Origin of the sequence: Paraburkholderia gardini (genome assembly GCF_907164575.1) — a bacterium.
Classification (GTDB): Bacteria; Pseudomonadota; Gammaproteobacteria; order Burkholderiales; family Burkholderiaceae; genus Paraburkholderia; species Paraburkholderia gardini.
Genome location: NZ_CAJQYY010000016.1, coordinates 24,548 through 45,869, shown reverse-complemented (window position 1 = coordinate 45,869; position 21,322 = coordinate 24,548). Strand labels below are relative to the sequence as shown.

Annotated in this window: 16 protein-coding genes and 1 pseudogene; 13 read left to right on the top strand and 4 right to left on the bottom strand. The window is 63.5% G+C overall.

Annotation, left to right across the window (positions count from 1 at the left end):
• Nucleotides 1–150: 150 nt before the first annotated feature.
• Entirely contained in the window at nt 151–441 is a 291-nt protein-coding gene (locus LPA34_RS14755) for a hypothetical protein (RefSeq protein ID WP_228979332.1), read from the top strand.
• 54 nt (nt 442–495) lie between these two features.
• Here LPA34_RS14755 and LPA34_RS14750 read toward each other — a convergent pair whose 3' ends face one another.
• Complete coding sequence (locus tag LPA34_RS14750; RefSeq protein WP_228979515.1) at nt 496–807, bottom strand: hypothetical protein; 312 nt, start codon at nt 805–807, stop codon at nt 496–498.
• Nucleotides 808–1,066: 259 nt separating this feature from the next.
• Nucleotides 1,067–1,315: pseudogene (locus tag LPA34_RS14745) on the bottom strand (SH3 domain-containing protein); the annotation flags it as partial.
• Nucleotides 1,316–1,443: 128 nt separating this feature from the next.
• Between LPA34_RS14745 and LPA34_RS14740 the strand changes: the two are divergent.
• The 12 genes from LPA34_RS14740 (at nt 1,444) to LPA34_RS14685 (ending at nt 19,881) form a co-directional block, all read left to right on the top strand.
• Nucleotides 1,444–2,298: an oxidoreductase gene (locus LPA34_RS14740; protein WP_228979331.1), complete on the top strand. Its 855-nt coding sequence runs from the start codon at nt 1,444–1,446 to the stop codon at nt 2,296–2,298.
• A gap of 195 nt (nt 2,299–2,493) precedes the next feature.
• A complete protein-coding gene (locus tag LPA34_RS14735; RefSeq protein WP_228979328.1) occupies nt 2,494–3,069 on the top strand; it encodes a DUF1349 domain-containing protein in 576 nt (191 codons plus the stop codon).
• Between the two features lie 300 nt (nt 3,070–3,369).
• Nucleotides 3,370–4,869, top strand: a complete 1,500-nt coding sequence (gene amaB, locus LPA34_RS14730; RefSeq protein ID WP_228979326.1) for an L-piperidine-6-carboxylate dehydrogenase — start codon at nt 3,370–3,372, stop codon at nt 4,867–4,869.
• Nucleotides 4,870–4,982: 113 nt separating this feature from the next.
• On the top strand, nt 4,983–6,155 hold the full coding sequence (locus LPA34_RS14725; protein ID WP_228979325.1) for an NAD(P)/FAD-dependent oxidoreductase: 1,173 nt from the start codon (nt 4,983–4,985) through the stop codon (nt 6,153–6,155).
• A gap of 450 nt (nt 6,156–6,605) precedes the next feature.
• Entirely contained in the window at nt 6,606–8,387 is a 1,782-nt protein-coding gene (locus LPA34_RS14720; RefSeq protein ID WP_228979322.1) for a DUF2138 domain-containing protein, read from the top strand.
• 1 nt (nt 8,388) lies between these two features.
• Nucleotides 8,389–9,105, top strand: coding sequence for a DUF1175 domain-containing protein (locus LPA34_RS14715; RefSeq protein WP_228979321.1), 717 nt, complete (start codon nt 8,389–8,391; stop codon nt 9,103–9,105).
• The gene (locus LPA34_RS14710; protein ID WP_411178994.1) at nt 9,102–13,907 is read left to right on the top strand and encodes an alpha-2-macroglobulin family protein; all 4,806 of its coding nucleotides are present in this window, start codon (nt 9,102–9,104) and stop codon (nt 13,905–13,907) included. The genes LPA34_RS14715 and LPA34_RS14710 overlap by 4 nt, the downstream gene beginning before the upstream one ends.
• A 95-nt stretch (nt 13,908–14,002) precedes the next feature.
• Nucleotides 14,003–15,661: a DUF2300 domain-containing protein gene (locus tag LPA34_RS14705; protein WP_228979496.1), complete on the top strand. Its 1,659-nt coding sequence runs from the start codon at nt 14,003–14,005 to the stop codon at nt 15,659–15,661.
• The gene (locus LPA34_RS14700) at nt 15,658–16,485 is read left to right on the top strand and encodes a YfaP family protein (protein ID WP_228979319.1); all 828 of its coding nucleotides are present in this window, start codon (nt 15,658–15,660) and stop codon (nt 16,483–16,485) included. Before LPA34_RS14705 ends, LPA34_RS14700 begins: the two co-directional genes overlap by 4 nt.
• Nucleotides 16,486–16,583: 98 nt before the next feature.
• Complete coding sequence (locus LPA34_RS14695) at nt 16,584–16,952, top strand: hypothetical protein (RefSeq protein WP_228979317.1); 369 nt, start codon at nt 16,584–16,586, stop codon at nt 16,950–16,952.
• Nucleotides 16,953–17,239: 287 nt separating this feature from the next.
• Nucleotides 17,240–18,805, top strand: a complete 1,566-nt coding sequence (locus LPA34_RS14690) for an esterase/lipase family protein (protein ID WP_228979316.1) — start codon at nt 17,240–17,242, stop codon at nt 18,803–18,805.
• Nucleotides 18,806–18,900: 95 nt separating this feature from the next.
• Nucleotides 18,901–19,881 carry a T6SS immunity protein Tli4 family protein gene (locus tag LPA34_RS14685; protein WP_228979314.1) on the top strand — a complete coding sequence of 327 codons (981 nt, stop codon included), beginning with the start codon at nt 18,901–18,903 and terminating at the stop codon, nt 19,879–19,881.
• 236 nt (nt 19,882–20,117) lie between these two features.
• Here the strand turns inward: LPA34_RS14685 and LPA34_RS14680 are convergent, their stop codons facing one another.
• A complete protein-coding gene (locus tag LPA34_RS14680) occupies nt 20,118–20,633 on the bottom strand; it encodes a metal-dependent hydrolase (protein WP_228979312.1) in 516 nt (171 codons plus the stop codon).
• Between the two features lie 103 nt (nt 20,634–20,736).
• Nucleotides 20,737–21,081 carry a sugar ABC transporter ATPase gene (locus LPA34_RS14675; RefSeq protein ID WP_228979310.1) on the bottom strand — a complete coding sequence of 115 codons (345 nt, stop codon included), beginning with the start codon at nt 21,079–21,081 and terminating at the stop codon, nt 20,737–20,739.
• Nucleotides 21,082–21,322 lie beyond the last annotated feature (241 nt).

Sequence of the window (21,322 nt, the reverse complement as noted above, 5' to 3'; positions counted from 1 at the left end):
GTCGCGGTCGCTTCGCTGCAATGGAACGAGACGGCATTGGGGCTGCGTCCCGAGACGAAAACGGCCTGCAAGAAGCGTGCGGGGAAACCACCGCTTCCGCCGTTGAACGAGTACTGAACCGAACCTGGGTGAAACCGGAAGGAGGGTATCGTGATACGCAAGCTGCTCAATGCGTCGCGCCTGCAGACGGAAGTGAGCCGGCGCATTCATCGCATTCATGAAATCGTCGAGGACGGCGTGAAGATCCGCGTGCCGCGTCCGCAGAAGACGGAGCCCGATGCGTCCGGCTGCAACTGGACCATGAAACACTTCGGCGGCGCGATCGGCTACGAACGCGACATCGAAACGGTGCTCAAGGCAGTTCGCGCTGAATACAACCTCTCCGACGTGGAAGAGAAAGACGGATCGAGTCTTTTTCCCGGTTTGCCCGATTCCGGTTGAACGGGTTTCGGGTCCTGTAACGCATGCTCCCGCGGATGACGCGGGAGCGGCCGGTTACCTGGCGTACTTAATGGGGAGGCGGCTGTCCGGAATGACCACCACCGCCGCCACCGCCATGTGAGGGCGGTGGTCCGGAGGGATGTCCACCACCACCATGCCCCTGAGGTGGTCCACCATGCCCTGGGGGCGGTCCACCATGTTGGGGCGGTGGACCACCGTGCCCTGGAGGAGGCCCACCATGTGAGGGTGGCGGTCCACCGTGCCCTGGAGGAGGCCCACCATGTGAGGGTGGCGGTCCAGCGTGCCCTGGAGGAGGCCCACCATGTGAGGGTGGCGGTCCAGCGTGCCCTGGAGGAGGCCCACCATGTGAGGGCGGCGGTCCACCGTGTCCCGGAGGCGGCCCGCCATGCGAGGGCGGTGGCCCACCATATCCAGGCGGGCGTCCACGAGGCGGCGGCGGTGGCGGTCGGTGCTCCCAGCGCGGCTCGTCGTGATACCACGGACGATCGCGGTAATAGCGCCCCCAGTACGTGCCAATCGAGAACGTCACGATCGGGAAGCCGATGGTCGGTCCGTAGGTCATGATGGGCACGCTGCTGCCTTGATACGGGTAACTGAGATTCGCGCCATAGACCCAGCCGCGCACGTTCGAAACCTCGACGTCACACCACGAATAGCCGCTCACGCACCCCATCACCTGCACGGGCACGCTGGCCGGCAACTGCGAGACGACCGGATATTCCTGCGATGGCCCGGCGTACAGGTTCACGGGACTGTTCGTGTACGCCTGCGCGTACTGTCCGTAAGATGTCCCGGGTAATATCAGCAGTGCCGCCGCGCCTGCGCACAGGCCACTGATAAACGGCTTTCGCATTGTTCCTCCCATGACGGACTCCGTTGCGAAGTCCTGTTTTTTGTTACCGTAGTGACTGGCACAGAGCGCGCCCGACCCGTCGCGTCCCGCATTCCTGTTTGTCCCCCAACACCCACAGGAGTTCTCCCATGATGAATCGAGACGATCCCGTATGGCTCATTACAGGCTGCTCGACCGGATTCGGCCGTGAACTGGCAAAACTCGTGCTGGAGCGCGGCTGGCGCGCCGTCGTCACGGCGCGCGATGCCTCGAAAGTGCAGGACATCGCTGAAGGTCACCAAGGACGCGCGCTGGTGCTCCCGCTCGATGTCACGAAGCGCGGGCAGATCGATCACGTTGTCGCGCAGGCGACGCAGCAATTCGGCCGCATCGATGCGCTCGTGAACAACGCAGGCTATGGCTATCTTGCCGCGATCGAGGAAGGCGAGGACGACGCCGTGCGCGCGATGTTCGAGACCAACGTGTTCGGTCTCGTCGACATGACGAAAGCCGTCTTGCCGCAGATGCGCAAACAGCGCAGCGGCCTGATCGTCAACGTTTCCTCGATTGGCGGCATCGCGAGTTTTGCCGCGACGGGCTATTACCACGGCACGAAATACGCGGTGGAGGGCATTTCCGAATCGCTTGCGCTGGAGGTGAAGCCGCTTGGCATCGATGTGCTGATCGTCGAACCGGGACCGTTCCGCACGAACTGGGCCGGGCCGTCGATCAAGGAATCCGCCACACGTATTGCCGATTACGATGCAACGGCCGGCGAGCGCCGCAAGCAGACGGCGGCGCGCAGCGGTAACCAGACGGGCGATCCGGTGCGCGCCGCGCAGGCGATCATCGATGCCGCGCTGTCCGACCGGCCGCCGCTGCGCCTGTTGCTCGGCAAGACGGCGCTCGACCTCGCGCGTGGCAAGATCGATCTGCTGCGCGGAGATTTCGATGCATGGGAAGCGACGACCGTCGGCGCGGACTTCCCGGAAAACGAGCGCTGATCCGCGCTTACTTTCATCGCAAGTACCTTGCATGGGACCAGAGTAAGGCGCTGAAGCGCCAACTCTGGTCGACCGCAAGTACTGCATGGGACCAGAGTAAGGCGCTGAAGCGCCAACTCTGGTCGACCGCAAGTACCTTGCATGGGACCAGAGTAAGGCGCTGAAGCGCCAACTCTGGTCGACAGGAGAAACGCCGTGTTCAATCAGTGCGAATGGCTGAACGAGCCCGCGACATGGGTTCTGGAAGGCGATCTGCTGCGTGTCACGACAGATGCCAGCACCGATTTCTGGCGTGGGACGCACTACGGTTTCGTGCGCGATTCAGGTCATTGCTTCGGCACGCGCACAAAGGACGATTTCACGGCGCAGGTGCAGATTCGCGGCGGCTTCGCATCGCTGTATGACCAGGCCGGGCTGATGGTGCGCATCGATGAGGCGAACTGGGTGAAGGCGGGTGTCGAATTCACCGATGGCGCGCTGTTGCTGAGCAGCGTGCTGACCGTCGGGCAGTCGGACTGGGCAACCGGATCCAGCCTCGCGACGGCCGGCGAATTCTGGCTGCGCGCGACGGTGTCGAAAGGCGTGCTCAAGCTGCAGTTCTCGACCGATGGCAAGACATGGCCACTGCTGAGGCTTGCGCCGTTTCCTGTTGCGCAAAGCTATTTCGTGGGGCCGATGTGCTGTACGCCGGAACGCTCGGGCCTCGTCGTCGACTTTGCGGACTTCGAGGTCGGGCCACCACGTGAGAAGAATCTGCACGATCTCACATAGCGTCGCGTTCCGCGTGCATGTTCCGTGGCCTGCTGCGTGGGGCCACTGGCAGGCCAAAAGCAAAATGACGACTTACGATTTTCCTATAAGAAACACCGGTTTTTCCATCAGGTCGCGCCGGCATGGCGGGTGTCGTCGCTCACCCGGGAACCGCGGGTGGCAAAGGGTCAGACGTTGCCGCATCGGGCCCTTCATGATGGCCGCTGGCTCGGGCCTACCCGGGGTTGTCGCCATAAAACCCACCGTGTATAGTCTCCGGATCTGCTTTTGTTTCGTATTGGAAATCAAAGGACTCATGCCATGAACGCTTCGACCATCCTCGCCGATCTCGGCATTGCCCATCTGGCTGAAGCCGGCGACATCGCCGTGCATTCGCCGATCACCGGCGAGCTGATCGGGCGCGTGACCAGCAACACCACCGCCGAAGTCGACGCGGCCCTTGCCGGCGCGAAGCAGGCTTTCGCCCGGTGGCGCGATGTCCCGGCGCCGCGTCGTGGCGAACTGGTGCGCCTCCTCGGCAACCGTCTGCGCGAAAAGAAGCAGGCGCTCGGCAGCATCATCACGCTCGAGACCGGCAAGATTCTCCAGGAAGGTCTCGGCGAAGTGCAGGAAATGATCGATATCTGCGATTTCGCGGTGGGCCTGTCGCGTCAGCTGTACGGCCTGACGATCGCATCGGAGCGCCCCGGTCATCGCATGGCGGAATCGTGGCATCCGATGGGCACCTGCGTCGTGATCTCGGCGTTCAACTTTCCGGCGGCCGTCTGGTCGTGGAACGCGGCGCTCGCGCTCGTCTGCGGCAACGCGGTGATCTGGAAGCCTTCCGAGAAAACGCCGCTCACCGCACTCGCCGTCAACCAGATCCTGGTCGAAGCACTAAAGGAATTTGGCGACGCGCCTGCCGGGCTCACAGCCGTGATCAACGGCACACGGGAAGTCGGTGCGAAACTCGTGGCCGATCCGCGTGCCTCGGTGGTGAGCGCCACCGGCAGCACGGAAATGGGTCGTACGGTGGGCGTCGAAGTCGCGAAGCGCTTTGGCCGCTCGCTGCTTGAACTTGGCGGCAACAACGCGGGCATCGTCACGCAGACTGCCGATCAGGAACTGGCGCTGCGCGGCATCCTGTTCTCGGCGGTCGGCACGGCGGGCCAGCGCTGCACGTCGCTGCGGCGTCTCTTCGTGCATGAGAGCGTGTATGAGCAGACCGTCGAACGCCTCAAGCAGCTTTACGCGAAGGTGCCGATCGGCAATCCGCTGGAAAAGGGCACGCTGATGGGACCGCTCATCGACAAACAGGCGTTTGCGCGCATGCAGGAGGCGCTACAGCAGGCTGCCAGCGAAGGCGGCAAGGTGACGGGCGGCGAGCGCGTCGACGTGAAGGGATTCGGGAACGGCTACTACGTGCGTCCGGCGCTGGTCGAAATGCCGTCGCAAACACCGGTCGTGCTGAAGGAAACGTTCGCGCCGATCCTGTACGTGCTGCGTTACACGGATTTCGCCGAGGCGGTGGCGGCGAACAACGCGGCGGCGCACGGCCTGTCGTCGTGTGTGTTCACCACCGACCTGCGCGAAGCGGAGCGTTTCGTCTCCGACGCCGGCAGCGACTGCGGCATCGCGAACGTCAACATCGGGCCGAGCGGCGCGGAAATCGGCGGCGCGTTCGGCGGCGAGAAAGAAACCGGCGGCGGCCGCGAATCGGGTTCGGACGCGTGGAAGGCGTATATGCGCCGCGCGACGAACACGGTGAACTACTCGTCGGCGTTGCCGCTCGCGCAGGGTATCGATTTCAACCTCGGCTAGACGTTCTGGCCGCCCGGTCAGGCGGGCGGCGATGGCGATGCAGACGCAGATAACGTGTAACGCCCGGGCGCCGCGCAGCGCGCCCGGCACGCAGCTTCCTCACGGAGTGAGACGTGGATTCGAGAGTCGTGGTCGTCGGCGGTGGCGTCATTGGCAGTTCGATTGCGTATTTTCTGCGGGCGTCCGATCCCACCGTAAGCGTCACGGTCATCGAGCGCGATCCGACTTACGCGCGCTCTTCGTCGGCGTTGTCGGCGGCTTCGATCCGTCAGCAGTTTTCCACGCCGCTATCCATCCAGATGTCGCTCTACGGCATCGAATTTCTGCGCTCGATCGGCGAGCTGCTCGACATTGATGGCGCGAAACCTTCGATCGATCTGCACGAGGGCGGCTATCTGTTTCTCGCGACGCCCGCGGGTGTCGGCACGTTGCGCGAAAATCACGCGCTGCAGCAGAGTCTGGGCGCGGACATCAGCCTGCTCGATCGCGAAGCGCTGCAAGCGCGCTTTCCATGGCTCAATACCGACGATCTCGCCGCGGGCACGTACGGCGAATCGGGCGAAGGCTGGTTCGACGGCTATGGCCTCGTGCAGGCGCTGCGCAAGAAGGCGCAGGCGCTGGGCGCGCGCTACGTGGCAGCGGAAGTGAGCGCGATGCATCGCACCGGAAGACGCGTGACCGAAGTAATCGCATCGAACGGCGAAACGTATGCGTGCGACGTGGTCGTGGACGCGGCAGGCGCGTGGTCGCGAACGGTCGCGGCGATGGTCTGCGTCGACATTCCCGTTTTCGCGCGCCGTCGCAGCATTTTCAATGTGAGTTCGCCCGCGCAGCTTGCGCACTGTCCGCTGCTGATCGATCCGTCGGGCGTTTATTTCCGTCCGGAGGGCAAGTCGTTTATTTGCGGCACGTCGCCTGCGGCGGACAACGATCCCGACGACCTGCCGCTCGACGAAGTGGACCATGCGCTCTTCGATGACGTGATCTGGCCGACGCTCGCGCATCGCGTGCCGCAGTTCGAGGCGTTGCGCGTGCAGAACTGCTGGTCGGGCTATTACGAGTACAACGTGTTCGACCAGAACGCGATCATCGGACATCACCCGGATGTCGATAACTGCATCTTCGCGAATGGTTTCAGCGGGCACGGCTTGCAGCAGGGGCCGGCGACAGGGCGCGGCATCAGCGAGCTGATCCTGCATGGGCGTTATACGACGCTCGATCTGTCGTCGCTCGGTTTTGCGCGCGTGCTGGAGAACCGGCCGATTGTGGAGAAGAATGTGGTGTAGGCCGTGCGAAAACGCGTCGCGATGAATGAAAAATAAAACAGGTGTATTGAGTGGCGCATTTTCAGATTGATGGCCGTTCTCAATCCGGCTTTCCATTGCCGGGTTTTATCTGGGTTGCATATAAACCGTCGGATATTGCCGCTGTTCGAGACGGCCTGAATATTCCGGTCTGACGGAGTAATCCGCCGTATTGCGCAAGCTGATTCAGACGATTGTTATATGTCGTCAAATTTCGAGCGATCCTGGCTTGCGCCAGAAAATATCGGTTATGATCGCCACGACCGTCAGCCGGGCCGCTTCGCATGGGTTTAACTGGTTCTAACGGTTTAACGGTGTCAGTCTTTTAGCATGACGTTCAGTGTTGAACGGTTCAATGCTGATACTTTTTGTGCCGGTTTTCGGCCTTCCCGAACACTGCATCGGGCGATAACAATAAGCATTCGAAATCAGATGAAGATGTCGCGTAAGAAAATCGCCATTCTCGTGGCCAGTGTCCTGGTTGTCGCCGCCATCGGCATAGGGACGGGCTGGCGGTATTTCGGCAAACAGCATGCGGTGCAGACGGCCGAAGTCGTCCTCGATATTCACCATCCCGACGCCATCATCGATAGCGAAGCGCTCTCGCGGCTGCCGCGCGACATCCTGCGCGTGCCGCTGCTGCACGACGTACTGACGCAGGATTTCGTCGACTATTACGAATCGAACAGCAGCCGGCTTTCCGCGGAAGGCGCGCTGCGCCGGCTCGCGTTCGAGCATCACCTCGATCTGCGCGACGAGCTGGTCAGGCGCGTTTTCGACGAACCCGCGCACGTGTTGCTCTGGCGGTCACCGGACGGCCGTCCCGGCTACTGGATGATGTCCATGCATCGCAATGGACTCGCGAAACTCCTGCAGGCGCTCGCCACCGTGGCGGCGAGCGATACGCAACTGAGCCAGGTCGCGAAGCTGCGGGGCGACGTGCCCGTCTACGCCCTGAAGCTCGCGGTGGGCCGCACCGTGCTGTTCGCCGCGAAGGACGATCGCCTTGTCGTTATGTCGGCGCCCGGCGTGCTGCTCGATGCGGATAACGTGCCGATCGGCGAGCGCGCCGATCTCGTCGCCAGCATGCTGTCGGGCCACGACGACACGGCACGCGCTTTCCGGCTCGACGCATTGCCGGCGGAAGTGAAGGGGCATCGCGTGGTCGTGTCGGCGAACTGGCTGTCGTTCGGCTATCAGGCGTTTTTCTCCGGCATCGTGGCGCTGCGGTTTGATTTTTCATCGACGGGCGATGCGCCGGCGGTCTGGCAGACCGCGGCGCTGATCGATCCCACCCGTTTGCCGCAGCAATGGAACGGCACTGATCTGTGGCACGCATTGCCCGCCAACCCCGCAGCATGCGCGAGCCTGCCTGTCGACTGGAACGATGCCGCGGGCCTGCTCGGCAACGTCATCGCGGGCGGCCCGCAAGCGGCCACGCAGATCAGCGATCATCTTGCGGGGCCGGCGGCGGCCTGCTGGTACGCGAAGTCGACGCTGGTCGCGCCGGTTTTCGTCGCACGCCTGAAAGCCCCGGCCACAACGGTCGATCCTGCGCTGAAAACGGCGCTGGCCAGTGCGTTCGGCGAAGTAATCGGCGCGTATGAAGCGAACGCCGGCAAGGAAGCGGGCTATCGCCGTCTGCCTGTAACGACGCGAGCGCCAGGCGCTGACGTCACCGTCTGGCAGCGGCCCGTCAGTGCGCGCTCGGGCACGGCGCTCGCGGCCAGGGCGCCATTTGGCGCCCAGCTGGCCGCGCCACGTTACTTCCCGGTGACGCTCGCGCTTGCCCACGGCTACCTGGTGTTCTCGCCCGACGCGCGGCTCGTCGACGACACGCTTGCGGTGCTCGACAAGCGCTACCCGGCGCTCGCGGATACGCTGTCGCCGCAGCGCCTCGCGCGCACGATCGTCACGCTGACACCCGCCGCGGCCGCTGCGCTCATCGAGCGCGAAGCCGGCGCGGCGCTGCCCGCCGATCAGGAATCGATCTTCCGGAACGCGGCCCGCACGCATCTGACGCCGAAACTGCATGCGCTCGCGCACTATCCGCCGCTGTCGTTGAGCCTGCCGTCGAATCTGCCATCAACGACGTCGTGGGTGCCAGTCGAATGGCACTTCGATCGCGCGGGCACGGCCGCCGCCGGTGCGGAAGACCTGGAAAACGGCGGCGCGGATACGCCCCCGGATCAGCCCGGTGCCGGGAGCGACTGACATGCCGGCGCGCAACACCTCGGGTGTGCCTGATTCGCTGCGTCGCGCGTGGCTGGCACGCGTGGCCGCCGCACTGGTTACGCCGCTTGTCGCGTCGGGCGCGCACGCGCTGTCGGGCACGACCGCCCCGCCTGATCCCGATGCGCTTTCGCCCGGACAGTCCGCCGCATTTCGCGCGTGGTTCGTGCGGATCGTCGACCAGCAGATGCGCCGCGGCCCGACGCCGCGCTGGACGCAACGCGACTGCGCGGGACTCGTGCGCTTCGCGGCCGGCGAGGCGCTCAGGCCGCACGACGCGAAGTGGCTGCGCGCGAATGGCATGAGCGGCGTCGCCGACGCGAGCCGCTTGCCGCCGGAACTGCAGCTTTCGCCATCGCAACGCTCGCTGGCCAACCGCTGGGCGCATATCGACGGCAGCGTCGGGCCGTATGCGTCCGCGATTGCGCTGGTTCAACGCAATTGCCGTTTCGTCGCGAAGGACGTAAATCAGGCGCTATCCGGCGATCTGCTGTTCTTCGACCAGGGCGACGACCAGCATCTGATGATCTGGCTCGACCGCTGCATCGCCTATCACACAGGCACCGTCTCGCCGACCGATAACGGTCTGCGTGCCGTCGCCGTTTCCGATCTCATGCAATGGAAAGACTCCCGCTGGCAGCCGTTCGACGGCAATCCGAATTTCGTCGGGGTTTTTCGCTTTGCCTTTCTCACGCCATGATCCGTATGCCTTTCATCAACGCTTGCAGCGAATCTTCCGTCGGCACGCGGCGCCGCGCGCGCATGGTGTTTCTGGCCCTGATGTCGCTACTCGTGTTGTGCCTGTCGCTGCCGGCTTTGCCCGCGATGGCCGACGATGCCGCGACAGCGCCGGCCGTCTCCAGCACCGGCGACGATGCGGCGAACCCGCCCGACAATCCCACGCTGGCGTCAGCCACGCCGAGCGGATATGACACGCAGGTGGTGAACGGCCAGCCGTTCTTCCTGCTCTCGGACAAAAGTTTCGGCGCCAGTCAGGTTGCACAGGTGCGCCTCGAGGCGCCAGGCCGCGAATTCAGGTCGGAACTCGAGGCGTATGGCGGCGCGGATGTCGTCGTCTACCGCGTGCCGCGGCCGCTCGAATTCCTGAAGGCGCAGAAGAATCTGCATCGTCTGACCATCGCACCGAACTATCAGGGCGAAGGGCTTGCCAATACGCTCGCGTATCTGTGGGACCGGTGGTTCACCGGGGCGCGTCGCGCGTGGCAACGCGTCCTGTCGTTCGCCACGCGCAGCAAGGTCACCGAAGCCCAGCCGCAGTTCAGGCTCGGCGAGCAGGCCGGCAAGCCGACGCACTTCGAACCCGCGTCGCGCTTCGCGCCGCTGAAGGGCTACGACGTGGTTGCGCGCTTTCGCTACCCGATCTGGGACGCGAAAAATATCGAGCCGCCGAAGGGCGTCGATCTTGCGGGCAGTAGCAGCAACTTTATCGAGGCTTCACCGGGCAACGTGATGATTCCGGTCGGCAAGCTGCCGCCGGGGCTGTACCTCGTCGAGGCGATCATCGGCAACTATCGTGCGCACACATTGCTGTTCGTATCGGATACCGTCGCGGTGGTGAAGGCTGCATCGGGCAGCCTGCTCGTGTGGACCGCGCGTCGCGACAACGGCAGGCCGGTGCCCGGTACAACCGTGAACTGGACCGATGGCGTGGGCGTCCTGCAAAGCGGCACGACGGGCAACGACGGCGCGCTGATGTTGCAGCATGTCAGCCCGGAACGAAGCTATGTGCTTGGTAGCGATCCGGCGGGCGGCGTGTTCGTGTCGGAGAATTTTTACTACGACAGCGAGATCTACAACACGAAGATTTACGCGGTGACCGACCGTCCGCTGTACAGGCCAGGCGATCAGGTGCATGTGAAGTTCATCGGCCGCACGTTCAAAAATGCAACGACGTCGACGTCCGCGGCCGACGCTGACATCAACCTCGACGTGCTCGATCCGAACGGCTCGCCGATCGCGACGAACAAGGTGCATTTCTCGTCGGATACCGGTGCGCAGACAGATTTCAACATTCCCCCGGAGGCGACGGCCGGTGGCTACACGCTGCGCTTTCGCTACAACGGCGATATGTATGGCAGCGCGTTTCGCGTCGCCGAATATGTGAAGCCGCACTTCGACGTCAACCTGACGATGGACAAGACCGACTACGCAACCGGCGACACGCTGAAAGGACGCATCGCGCTGCGTTATCCGGACGGCAAGCCGGTGCGTGACGGCAAGGTGTCGGTGACGCTGCGCGCGCAGCGTGTCACGATCGTCGACGGCGAGCTGCGCTATGCGGGGCTCTTTCCCGTCAAGCTGGAGCAGCAGGAACTCACGACCGACAGCGACGGCAACGCGACGCTGAGCTTGCCCGCCGCGAAGGAGCCGAGCCGCTACGCGTTGACGCTGTTCGCGCAGGATGGCGCCGCGTACCGCGTGCGGGTGACACGTGAAGTGCTGATCGCGCGCGGCGCGACGCCATGGAAGCTCTCTGCGCCGAAGTCGTTCTCAAAGCCAAAGGAAACAGTCAACTTCACCGTGCAGGCGCTCGCCGCAGCCGACGCGGGCGCCACTGCCCGCGCGCCGGCCACGTGGGAATGGGTGCGCCTCGAATCGCAGACGCATGCGGGCGGCATGCTCAACGGCGCGCAGGCAGGCGCCACGCTGGCGTTCCCCGTCCAGTTCGACGAACCGGGTTCGTACATGCTCTCCGTCAAGGACGGCGCTGGCAACCTGCTCGCCGCGGCGAGCCACTGGGTCGCGGGCGACGGCGTGAAGGCGGTTCCCGGCAGCGTCGAGATCGTGTTCGACCGCGACCGCTATCGCGTCGGCGACACGGCCGAGGCACTGATCACGTTCCCGATGGCGGTCGACGACGCATTGCTGACGCTCGAACGCGACAACGTCGAGCGCCGCGCGTTGCTGTCTTCGGGCGGCGACTGGGTGAACCTGCAACGCGTCGCGCCCACGCAATGGAAGGCGCGTATCAAGGTCGGCGAAAACTTCGCGCCGAACATGACGTTCTCGGTGCTTTACGTACACGCAGGCGAATACGTGTTCCAGAACGCCGGCATCGTCGTCGCGCAGCCATCGATCGATATCGCCGTGAAAAGCGACAAGCCGGTGTATGGCCCCGGCGAGCTCGTCACGCTCGATCTCACGAGCGCGCTGAACGGCAAGCCGGTGACGTCGAATCTGACCGTGAGCGTGGTCGATGAAATGGTCTACGTGCTGCAACCGGAGATCGCGCCGGACATCGTCGATTTCTTCTACCACCCGCGACGCAATAACGTGCGTACGTCGTCGAGCCTGTCGTTCATTACGTACGATCTGGCGTTGTCCGCATTGCGCGGCGCGCCCGGCGGTCCGCAGCGCGGGCAGTACAACGAGCGCGGCGTGAAGGTGCTGGAACGGCCGCGTCGCGACGACATGGACACCGCGGCATGGGAGGGCAATCTGCACACGGATGCCGACGGCCATGCCCGCATGACGTTCAGGATGCCGGACGCGCTCGCGCGCTGGCGCATCACCGTACGCGCGGTTAGCGGCGATGGCATGGTCGGCCAGCGCACCGCCTACGTTCGCTCGGACAAGGCGCTATATCTGAAATGGAGCGGCCCGACGCATTTTCGCGCGAACGACCAGCCTGCGATCGACATGCTTGCGTTCAACCAGACAACGGCGGACGTGAGTGCCGACTGGATCGTCGATGGCGGCGGTCTGTCGATTAACCAGAAAGTCATGCTGAAACCCGGCGCGAATTATCTGAAGCTGCCAGGTGGCGCGCTGAAGCCGGGTGTGGTGACCGCGAGCTTGCGCCAGGCGGGCAACGCCGTCGATCGCCTGCAGACGACCATCGGCCTCGATGCAACCGGCTGGCTCGATCTTCACGAAACGGCGGTCACGCTGGATGCCGCGCAAAAGCCGCTTGCGCTTGCTCCGGACGCGCGGGATATCAGCGTACGCCTGATGGGCAGCGCGGCGAGCCAGTTCGCGCGCGTCGCGGATGATCTGATCGCGTATCCCTATGGCTGCGCTGAACAGACATCGAGCCGGCTCATTCCTCTGACGCTGGCGCGCGATGCAATCAGCCGTGGCGAGAATCCCCGCGCGACGCAAGACATCGACGCGCTGCTGCGTAACCAGCGACAACGTCTGGCGATGCTGGCGGGCGTCGGCGGTACGTTCGGTTGGTGGGGCGATACCGCGCGCGGCAGTGCGCTGATCACCGCGTACGCGTATTACGCGGACTGGCTGGCGAGCCGCAGCCTCGGCATCTCGCTGCCCGCCGACAACTGGCAGCGCGCGATGGACGTCTATCGCGATGCCGCCGGCAGGGAGCCGTTACTGCACCGAGCGCTCGCGCTGTGGTTCATGCAGCAGATGGGGCTGCCCGTCGCGACGCCGCTCTCCGGCGTGGCCGGTCAGCTCGCGCATGAGAGCGCGAAGCCTGCCGATGCGCACGCCGGCACGTTCGATGCGTCGGACAGCGTGATCTTCGCGCAGGCGGATACGCCGCGCGGCAAGGCGATGGCCGTTGTGTTGACTGCATCGATGGCACGCGGCGTGAATGCGCCATTGCCCGACGGCTTCGACGCGCTTGCCAGTGCCGCGCGCGCTTCACTTGCCGCGGATCCCGCACCGGTTGTGCAGAGCCTGCTGATCATGACCGGTGGCGTGGGGCGTTCCGCGACGAACGACGTGTCTGTCCTGCTTGCGAACAGCAGCGCCGGGTATCCGACGCTCGATCGCGCGTTGACGCTGCTATGGCTGCGCAAGTCGCTGGGCGGCGACGTGGTCGATACGTCATTGCCCTCGGTGCAGGGCTCGGGCTGGACATCGTCCACCACACCGACGGGCGCGGCTGTCTGGAACTGGAGCGGCGCCGCCGCACCCGCGACACTCGACGTCAACACAGTGCGGCCCGATGTTACCGCGCTGGTTTCTTTCCGAAGCCACGCGAGCGAAGCGAGCCGCTTGCCGGTCACGATCGAACGCACGCTGTACCGGCTCGTGCCGGTGGCAGCCACCGGCGACAAGGACAAGACGCAGGAGCCGGGCCGCTTCACGTTCTCCGCGAAGGCACTCAAACCGGGCGATTCGATCGACAGCAACGCGCTCTACGTCGACGAAGTCCGGCTGACGCCAAAGAAGGATGGCGCGTTTCACTATGGCCTGCTCGACGTGCCGTTACCGCCTGGCGGCTCGGTGGAGGCGACAAGCTGGGGCGTGAGCATCGAAGGTCTGCCCGGGCCGGGCGAGGGCGGCAGCGGTCCGCAGCCGTTCCAGCGCGCGGCGACGTTTGAAATGGGCGAGATGGCGTATCACCAGCCCGTGCCGTTGCTCGATCGTCCGGTCACGCTGCGCCAGCTCGTGCGCTTTGCGTTGCCGGGCACGTTCGTCGTGCCGCCAGCCCGATTCTTCCGGATGTACCAACCCGACGCGAAGGCTTTTGAAGGCGGCACGAGCGACAGGTTGATCACGATGCGGATCGAGTGAGTGACATGTCGATGATGCGGCTGCTGCGTGTGATGTCGGTGATCGTGTTGACGCTCCTCTGGGCCGGCCCGACGAACTCGCTCGCAGGCACGCCGATGCAATCATCCGCGCCCGGAACGACGCGCTTCGCGTGGCTGCATGACGGCCGCGCGGCGCTGTGGCAGTTCGATGCGCGTGCCGCGTCCGGCACGCCGCTGTCCGCGCAATCGGCGCAGGCGTTGCCGCCGACGCTTGAAACGCAGCTTGGCAGCGTGTGGAAGCTGTTTGTCTACGGCTACCTTGTCGACAAGGGCATCGCGTCGCCGGATTACACATGCGCTGGCGGCGATCCCGAAGAGGTGTATTGCTGCATGACGGGCGGACGGATCGATCGCGAACATGCGCTCGTGCAATCATGCGGCCTTTACTTCGCGCCCGCCCGTTTGCATCTCGATCCGGCCGGCTGGCGACAATACTGGAGCGCGGCGCATGCGCCCATGTGGCTGCGCGATCTGCGTTCGATGAGGTCCGGGCAGCGTGTGAGCGTCATCGATCTGCTGACGGCGTTGCAGTCGATGCCGGCACGTCCCCGCGCGGATGCGGCGAACACCCTCGTATCGGTGCTGACGAGCGGACGCGGCGAAGGGACCGTATCGTTATATGGAAGCGTGTTGCGCGCGAAAACGTGGACGATGCCCGATCCGGCGCGACCCGGCGCATCGATCGGCGGCGCCGCGGGCTGGCTCGCGGACGGAACGCCAGTGTGGCTCGGGGGCGCGGGTGGCAGCGCGCGCGTGCTGGCCGAGGCAGCGCCGGCAGTGGGCCCATTGCTGTCGCGGGTGAGCGTACCCGATGACTCGGCGTGCGTGGTGGTCGATTTCTTCGCGCGATACCCGATCCGTGAGGTTCTGGGCGAATCGAAGGGGAGCGCGAAGGTCACGCAACCCGGGCCGCTCGATGGCGCGTTTCGCGTCGGGTTTGCAAACGGCAACTGGTTGCGTATCGAGAGTCGCGATGAACTGATGCTCGACAACGATGCGGCCGGCCTGCCGCGCATCGTCGGGCGTTTCGGGTTGAACGACTATATCGCCCGCGTGGTCGAGCGCGAAGGCGACACGGATGAACCGGAAGCCGCGAAAGCGCTTGCCGTCGCCGCGCGAAGCTATCTCGTGCAACAGGCGCGACGCGACCGCGGGTGCTTCCGCATTGACGACAGCAGTCGTACGCAGCGTGTGTTGTCGCGTGCCGCGCGGGCGTCTGCGCGGCGTGCGGCGGATTTGACCGACGGGCTCGTGCTGACGGGCGTCACGGTTCAGTATCACCACGACCGGGCGGCGCCTCTACAGATGAGCTGGCTCGACGCGAAAGCGGCTGCGCGGCGCGGCCTCGCGTTCGATGCGATTCTCGCAAGGACATGGCCTCAGGCGACGCTGACATCGTTCCAGAGTCCGCTCTCGGACGATTGCCAGACGGTTGCCGGCGCGCGCGAGTGGCTCGACCGTAACGCCAGGCTGTGGGCGCGCCGCCTCGATACGGAACCGGGTTACGAAACCCCCGATCTGCCCGCCGTATGTGCGGTGCGTGATGGCCGCCCCTATGCCGATGCGCGGCGAAATCGGCTGTATATCCATCGTTTGCAGACTGAGGACGACCACATCGCGCTCGCGCATGAATACGTGCATCTTGCGTTTCAACATCATCCGCGCGGGCAGGACGAGGCGTTCGTCGAGCGCACCGCGCGCGCGTTAATTCGCTCTGACTGGAGCAGTCAATGAAACACGCCCCATGCAGCCGGCGCAACACGCGCCGCTGGTCACGCATCCATCCGACGCTCGTCGCGGTTACCGCGATTCTTCTTCTGTGCGCAAACCCCGCACGCGCGACCGGTATCGACATTACGGCGCCGCTGAACGGCTGGCGCAATACCAGCGGCGACACCGCGCGTTATACGCAGGACGTGCACTATCCGGCGGTCTCGGTGGCGACGCCCGAGGGGCAGTCGGTCAATGCGATGATCGCGGGACACATCAAGGGCGCACCGAAGGCGACATCGAAAAAGACATCTGTCGCGACCATGGTCGTGAACGGGACGCCGTTGCCGCAACGCGTCGAGGCCGACGGCAGCTTTTCGCGGCCGTATGCGTTCGCCGGCGGCAGCAACAGCGTCGAGGTGCGCGCGGCCGACGGGACCAGCAAGCGTGTCCAGTTCTACGACGCGTATAGCGGCAAGACGCGTCCCCGTCTGCGTATCGTGCTGGCATGGGACACGGACGGCACGGATCTCGATCTGCACGTCGTTTCACCGGACGGCGTGCACACGTTTTATGGCGACCGTGTCGCGCCGAACGGCGGTGCGCTCGACGTCGACGTCACGACCGGTTACGGGCCGGAGATCTATTCATCCGCGGCGCCGCTTCCCGGTACGTATCTTGTGTACGTGAACTATTACGGCAGCGGGAACCGCACAGGCGATATGACTGTCGCGCAGGTCTCGATCATCACCGACGAGAACACGCCGAACGAGAAGAGCGAGACGGTCCGGGTGCCAATGCGCAAGGCGGGAGAGCTGACGCTCGTGAAGACGTTTTCGATGCCGTAGCGGTCGGTTACATTGGGTTTGAACAACGGAACAGGTTGTTCGCGGATTGTCGTCAGACGTTTGACGCTTGCTGTTCCGCGGGACCTCACGGCCGCATCGTGAACGACGGAAGCGGCCTGTCCGGCCGGGAACGTGACCATGCGGAATCGCAACTGACCGTGAAGGCCATGTTCGAAGCGTGGCATCCCGAGGAGATCGTGGACAACACATCGGACGGCGCCAGAAGTGTCCGCCAGATGTTCGAACTGCACCTGTTGCCGGATTCAGGCGATACGCGGGTTGTTGATACCACGCCAGGCGACATTCGCACGGCCGTGCGCAGGCTCATCGACGCGGGGAAAATTTCGACTGCATATCGCTGCACATGTACGTCAATGCAATGTCCATGCGGGCGAGCATCCGCCACACATCGCTTCCTCCAGGGGTGCCTTTCCGGCACCCGCTTTTTGGACAGTCAGTACGTTTGATTTTCCGCAACGTCGCCCCGAAAAATCATCCGTTTCCTACGCGATTTCAAATGGGTCCTATTGCATCCGTGCGATCTCGCTGGGCATCATCGCGGCAGAATGAACTGTCGCGAAATGTCGAACGGAGACTCAAAAAATGAAAAGAGAGGGAATGGCTGATATCGCACAGCCGGTGTCACTTGCAGGACGCACAAGGCGGCAGGCCTATTTTCTGAATGCCTGGCATCGCCAGGCACCGCATTGCCTGTTAAACACGCTCGGTCAAAGGCAGACCGAAAGGACTTCGCATGGCTACTGTTGAACGCATCATTCCACCCACGATAGCTGCCGACGGCTCAGTGCACTATTCATCCGTGACATCCGCTCCGGACGACAGTATCGCCGTTTGCTACATGGTGCCGGACCGCATTATTCCGGTAATTTTTGTGCCGGGCGTCATGGGCACGAACCTGGAGCGCAAGGGGCAGCCGGATCCGGTGTGGCTGCTCGACAGCCGGACGACGGTCACACCATGGATGGGGAAAAGTCCAGCCGTACGCAAGCAGATGCTGAATCCAGACCAGACCGAGATATATGGCAGTGGCAAGATTCCATCCGGCACGGTGCAAACGGAAGGTGAGTTGCGACGCCGCGGTTGGGGCGAAGTGGCGTACATGAGTTACGGCGAGTGGCTGGTCTGGCTTGAAAATGCGCTCAATGATGCGCATGCGGGGACTGATTACGGACGCAAGGGGCTGCGCAGCGAACTCATGAAGCGCCTCGTGGCAGAAGCGCCGGGCGTTACGCCGCTGACTCACGACGAAGTGGCCCTGACGTACAAGTACCAGTTCCCGGTTCATGCTGTGGGCTACAACTGGCTGCAATCCAACGCGGTATCGGCGGAGCGGCTGGCTGCGAAAATAGACGAATTCACGAAGTACTATCGAGAAAAATTTCGCTATCGCTGCGAGAAGGTGATCCTGGTCACGCATTCGATGGGCGGGCTGGTCGCGCGTTACTACTCGGAGGCGATGGGGAATCGCGACAAGGTGCTCGGCATCGTGCATGGCGTGATGCCTGCCACCGGGGCGGCGGCCACCTACAAACGTATGAAGACGGGTGCGGAAGGTGTTGCCGGCCTCGCACTAGGGCCGAACGCGGCCACCATGACGGCAGTGGTCGGCAATGCACCGGGCCCGCTACAGCTTCTGCCGAGTCCCGAATACGGAATGGGCTGGCTCAAGATCAGGGATGGCGAGCAGTTCGTCACGTTGCCGCGATCCGATCCCTACAGCGAAATCTATACCGCGCGCGGCGCGTGGTGGGGCCTGTGCGACGACAGGCTGCTCAATCCGCTTGACCCGGGAAAGAAAATGATCGATCAGGATTGGAGCAATTTCGACAATACGATAAAGAAGAAGGTCAAAATCTTTCATGCAGCTATAAGCGGCCGATACCACGCCTGCACTTACGCCTTCTACGGCGACGATGAGAAACACAAGGCATACGGCGATGTGAGATGGGTGCAACAGGCCCCCTCGCTGATGCGCGGCGATTCACTTCCGCTTGCCAGCCTGTTAGGTGGCCAGGCGAGCGACGACCCTGGGACTGGCGGCCAGCTTGTCAAGGCAACCGCCAGCGGAAAGACGGCGTTCGGACAGTTCGTGCTGAAAGATGCGGATGAAAATGGCGACGGCACTGTGCCTGTGCGATCCGGCCGGGCACCGGCCACCATGGCAAAAGTCTGCATGGCCTTTCCTGGCATCGACCATGAGGGTGGCTACAAGCCCGATGCGACCCGTCGCTTCACGCTGTGGGCCATTACCAGGATTGCACAGAACGTGAAAGGCACCAGCCTTGAGTACAAGGCATGAAGTGCCGACGCGCAGGACTGACCGTCTGCATGCTAGTCGCGCTTGCCGCGTGCGGGAATAAGCCCGCGCCATTGACGCAACAGGAAAAACAAACCGTGAACGAATTGACCACGAATCTGAAGACGCGATGTGTGGGCCGCTACCTCGTTGATATGCCTGAAAGCATGTACGTTTCCGGCTACGCAAAAATTCAAGGTGTCGATATTGAAACGAAAGCGATGTCGGGCGATGCGTATCAGCGGGAAATCGAAAAGCGCGAAGCAGAGTTAAAAGCGACGAAGAGCATTGATGCTTACCCATTCCTGTATGCGGACGGCGAGGCGTGGGGCGGCGGAACGCGGTATTTTATTTATCGCGGCACCGCTTACGATGACCCGGGTAATCGGGTCATTGAAGGCTATAAGTGGGACCGTGGCTATCGAATCAAAATGAAGATCGAAGGGAGTGATTTTACTAATCCGGATCAGACAAGCGACCCGCTTGTCAAGCAAATGACCGTGAAGAACAACGTGCCCGAAAAGACGCGCCTGGTGTTTGGGTTGCTTGAAAAAGTCCGTGGCCGAGCCGACGACGAGATCCCAACCGAACCCGGCCTATGTTTTTACGGAGGCTTCCTGCCAGCGAAGGCCGGCAGCGAAGAGGAGATGAGCGAGCAGTATGTGCTCAAGGGTCACGACGACATCAATTTTGCCTTCGAGACCACTCCAGACCTTCGTGAGAACACGACGCTGTTGCAGCGCACCGACAGCCTGGAAGTCCGCGAGCAACTCAGGGCGGCCGACGGCGTGCTTATCCGCAAAGGATCTGTCGATCTGTCTGGCCTGAGAGCAGAGGAATGGCTGATCGAAGGCCGCAGACCTGGGGACGGACGCGGCAACTCATTCTCCCTCGTTGTCAACGAGATCACGAGCAGCCCTTCGTCGCCGTTCCTGTCCATGGATCTGACTACAGGGGGGCAGGTGCAGATCCAGGGCCAGTATGTCAAGCTCGACAAGGCGTCGCTGACAACAGGCGAAGCCGTTGCGCTGTGGGACGCCGTGTCACGTACCCTTCGGCCACGTCCAAACAGCTATTAATCTGGGCGCGAGCAGCGCTCCTAACAAGACACACGTCTAATATGTACGGCCGTCCTTCTGTAGGCAAACGAAGGTTTCCCCGAACCGCAGCGCGTCGGGAAATGGATGTTTGAGCACACGAGGGGAAAGAAGTTTCTCCCACACGCTGCCCGGAAAGCCTTATGCGGCGGGACTGTTTATCACAGGGTGTGATTTGTCCACAGCTTTGTGAATATTTTCTGTTGATAACCTCAGCGCTACCCCAACCGCAGATGCGGCAACATCGCCATCCCATGCCCGCCGTGCCACCAGACATGCCCGGCGACAAACCACGCCGCTACCCACGCCGCGCCGACAACCAGCAGATCGCAGCGTCCACTGTTCCACCAGTTGAGCGAATGACGCCCGGCGACCCACGGTACGCCGAGCGGATTGGGCCAGTCCGCGAGCAGATGCATCAGTCCACCGCACGCGAAGCCGAATAACGGCGCAGCGAACGTGCGATGACCGAGCAGGTGATACGACCATGCGAGCAGCGCGAGCCAGCCGACGCCCCAATGCGTGACTGTGCGATGCGTGATCCAGAGTCGTCGCGAGCGCGACCACCATGCGACTTCGAGCCAGTCGGGCGCCGTGCCGCCCGCAACACCGCCGCCGAACGCGAGCAACGCCCACAGATGATACGGACCGCTCGCGTGCGCGTGCGCGACGAGCGCCGCGGCGATGAGACCGGCGGCCCAGCCGGTCGCATGATGTGCCTTGCTTGATGCCATCGATATCCGCGCCGCGTGAGAAGGAAGGGCGGCTATGTTCGCAGATGCATGCGCCAAACGGAAGCGTGCGGTGCATTTATCGCCGACGCTGCGGCGACCGCCACTAGACCGCGCAGCGCGCGATATCGAAACGCAGCTCCGGTTCGGGCGGGTCTTCCGGCGAATCGTCGGGGCGCAGCACCTTGATCACTGAGCCATGACCTGACGGCGTCAGCGTGACGAAATACGAACTGTGTGAACTTGAGCCCACCGTGAGTTCGGTCGAGCCGTTAGCACCGGACGTCTCGACACGCGAAAGACGGCTCACGAGGCAACTCGCGACATCGGCGGTTGAACGGTGCGACGAGACGTACATCATCGGGCCGGTGGAACCCGTCTTTGGCGTGCTGCCGGACGAGCCGCACGCGGCGAGGACAGCAACAGGAAGCAGCAGAAGAAGTCTTTTCATGAGTCCAGTCGTCGGCGTCCCCGTCGATGTGCGGGAACATGGGGCGCGGGCGGAGCGCGATACGGACAGCCGTGATTCACCTGCTCCGCGACGAAGGCCGCCGTTCTTCAGGCGTACGCGTCGCGGGAGATGCAGCACGACGTGACGCAGGACAGGAAGGCGACTGGCGCAAAGTATACGCGTCGTTATCGAATGAATCGACCCATGTAGGGACCCATCCGCTCACGAAAACGCGTGCACG

Coding starts and splice junctions, on each gene's coding strand:
- LPA34_RS14750 (WP_228979515.1), bottom strand. CDS start 807: ATGGTGGGCCTCCTCCAGGGCACGCTGGACCGCCACCCTCACATGGTG.
- LPA34_RS14740 (WP_228979331.1), top strand. CDS start 1,444: ATGATGAATCGAGACGATCCCGTATGGCTCATTACAGGCTGCTCGACC.
- amaB (WP_228979326.1), top strand. CDS start 3,370: ATGAACGCTTCGACCATCCTCGCCGATCTCGGCATTGCCCATCTGGCT.
- LPA34_RS14720 (WP_228979322.1), top strand. CDS start 6,606: ATGAAGATGTCGCGTAAGAAAATCGCCATTCTCGTGGCCAGTGTCCTG.
- LPA34_RS14715 (WP_228979321.1), top strand. CDS start 8,389: ATGCCGGCGCGCAACACCTCGGGTGTGCCTGATTCGCTGCGTCGCGCG.
- LPA34_RS14710 (WP_411178994.1), top strand. CDS start 9,102: ATGATCCGTATGCCTTTCATCAACGCTTGCAGCGAATCTTCCGTCGGC.
- LPA34_RS14705 (WP_228979496.1), top strand. CDS start 14,003: ATGCAATCATCCGCGCCCGGAACGACGCGCTTCGCGTGGCTGCATGAC.
- LPA34_RS14700 (WP_228979319.1), top strand. CDS start 15,658: ATGAAACACGCCCCATGCAGCCGGCGCAACACGCGCCGCTGGTCACGC.
- LPA34_RS14690 (WP_228979316.1), top strand. CDS start 17,240: ATGGCTACTGTTGAACGCATCATTCCACCCACGATAGCTGCCGACGGC.
- LPA34_RS14680 (WP_228979312.1), bottom strand. CDS start 20,633: ATGGCATCAAGCAAGGCACATCATGCGACCGGCTGGGCCGCCGGTCTC.
- LPA34_RS14675 (WP_228979310.1), bottom strand. CDS start 21,081: ATGAAAAGACTTCTTCTGCTGCTTCCTGTTGCTGTCCTCGCCGCGTGC.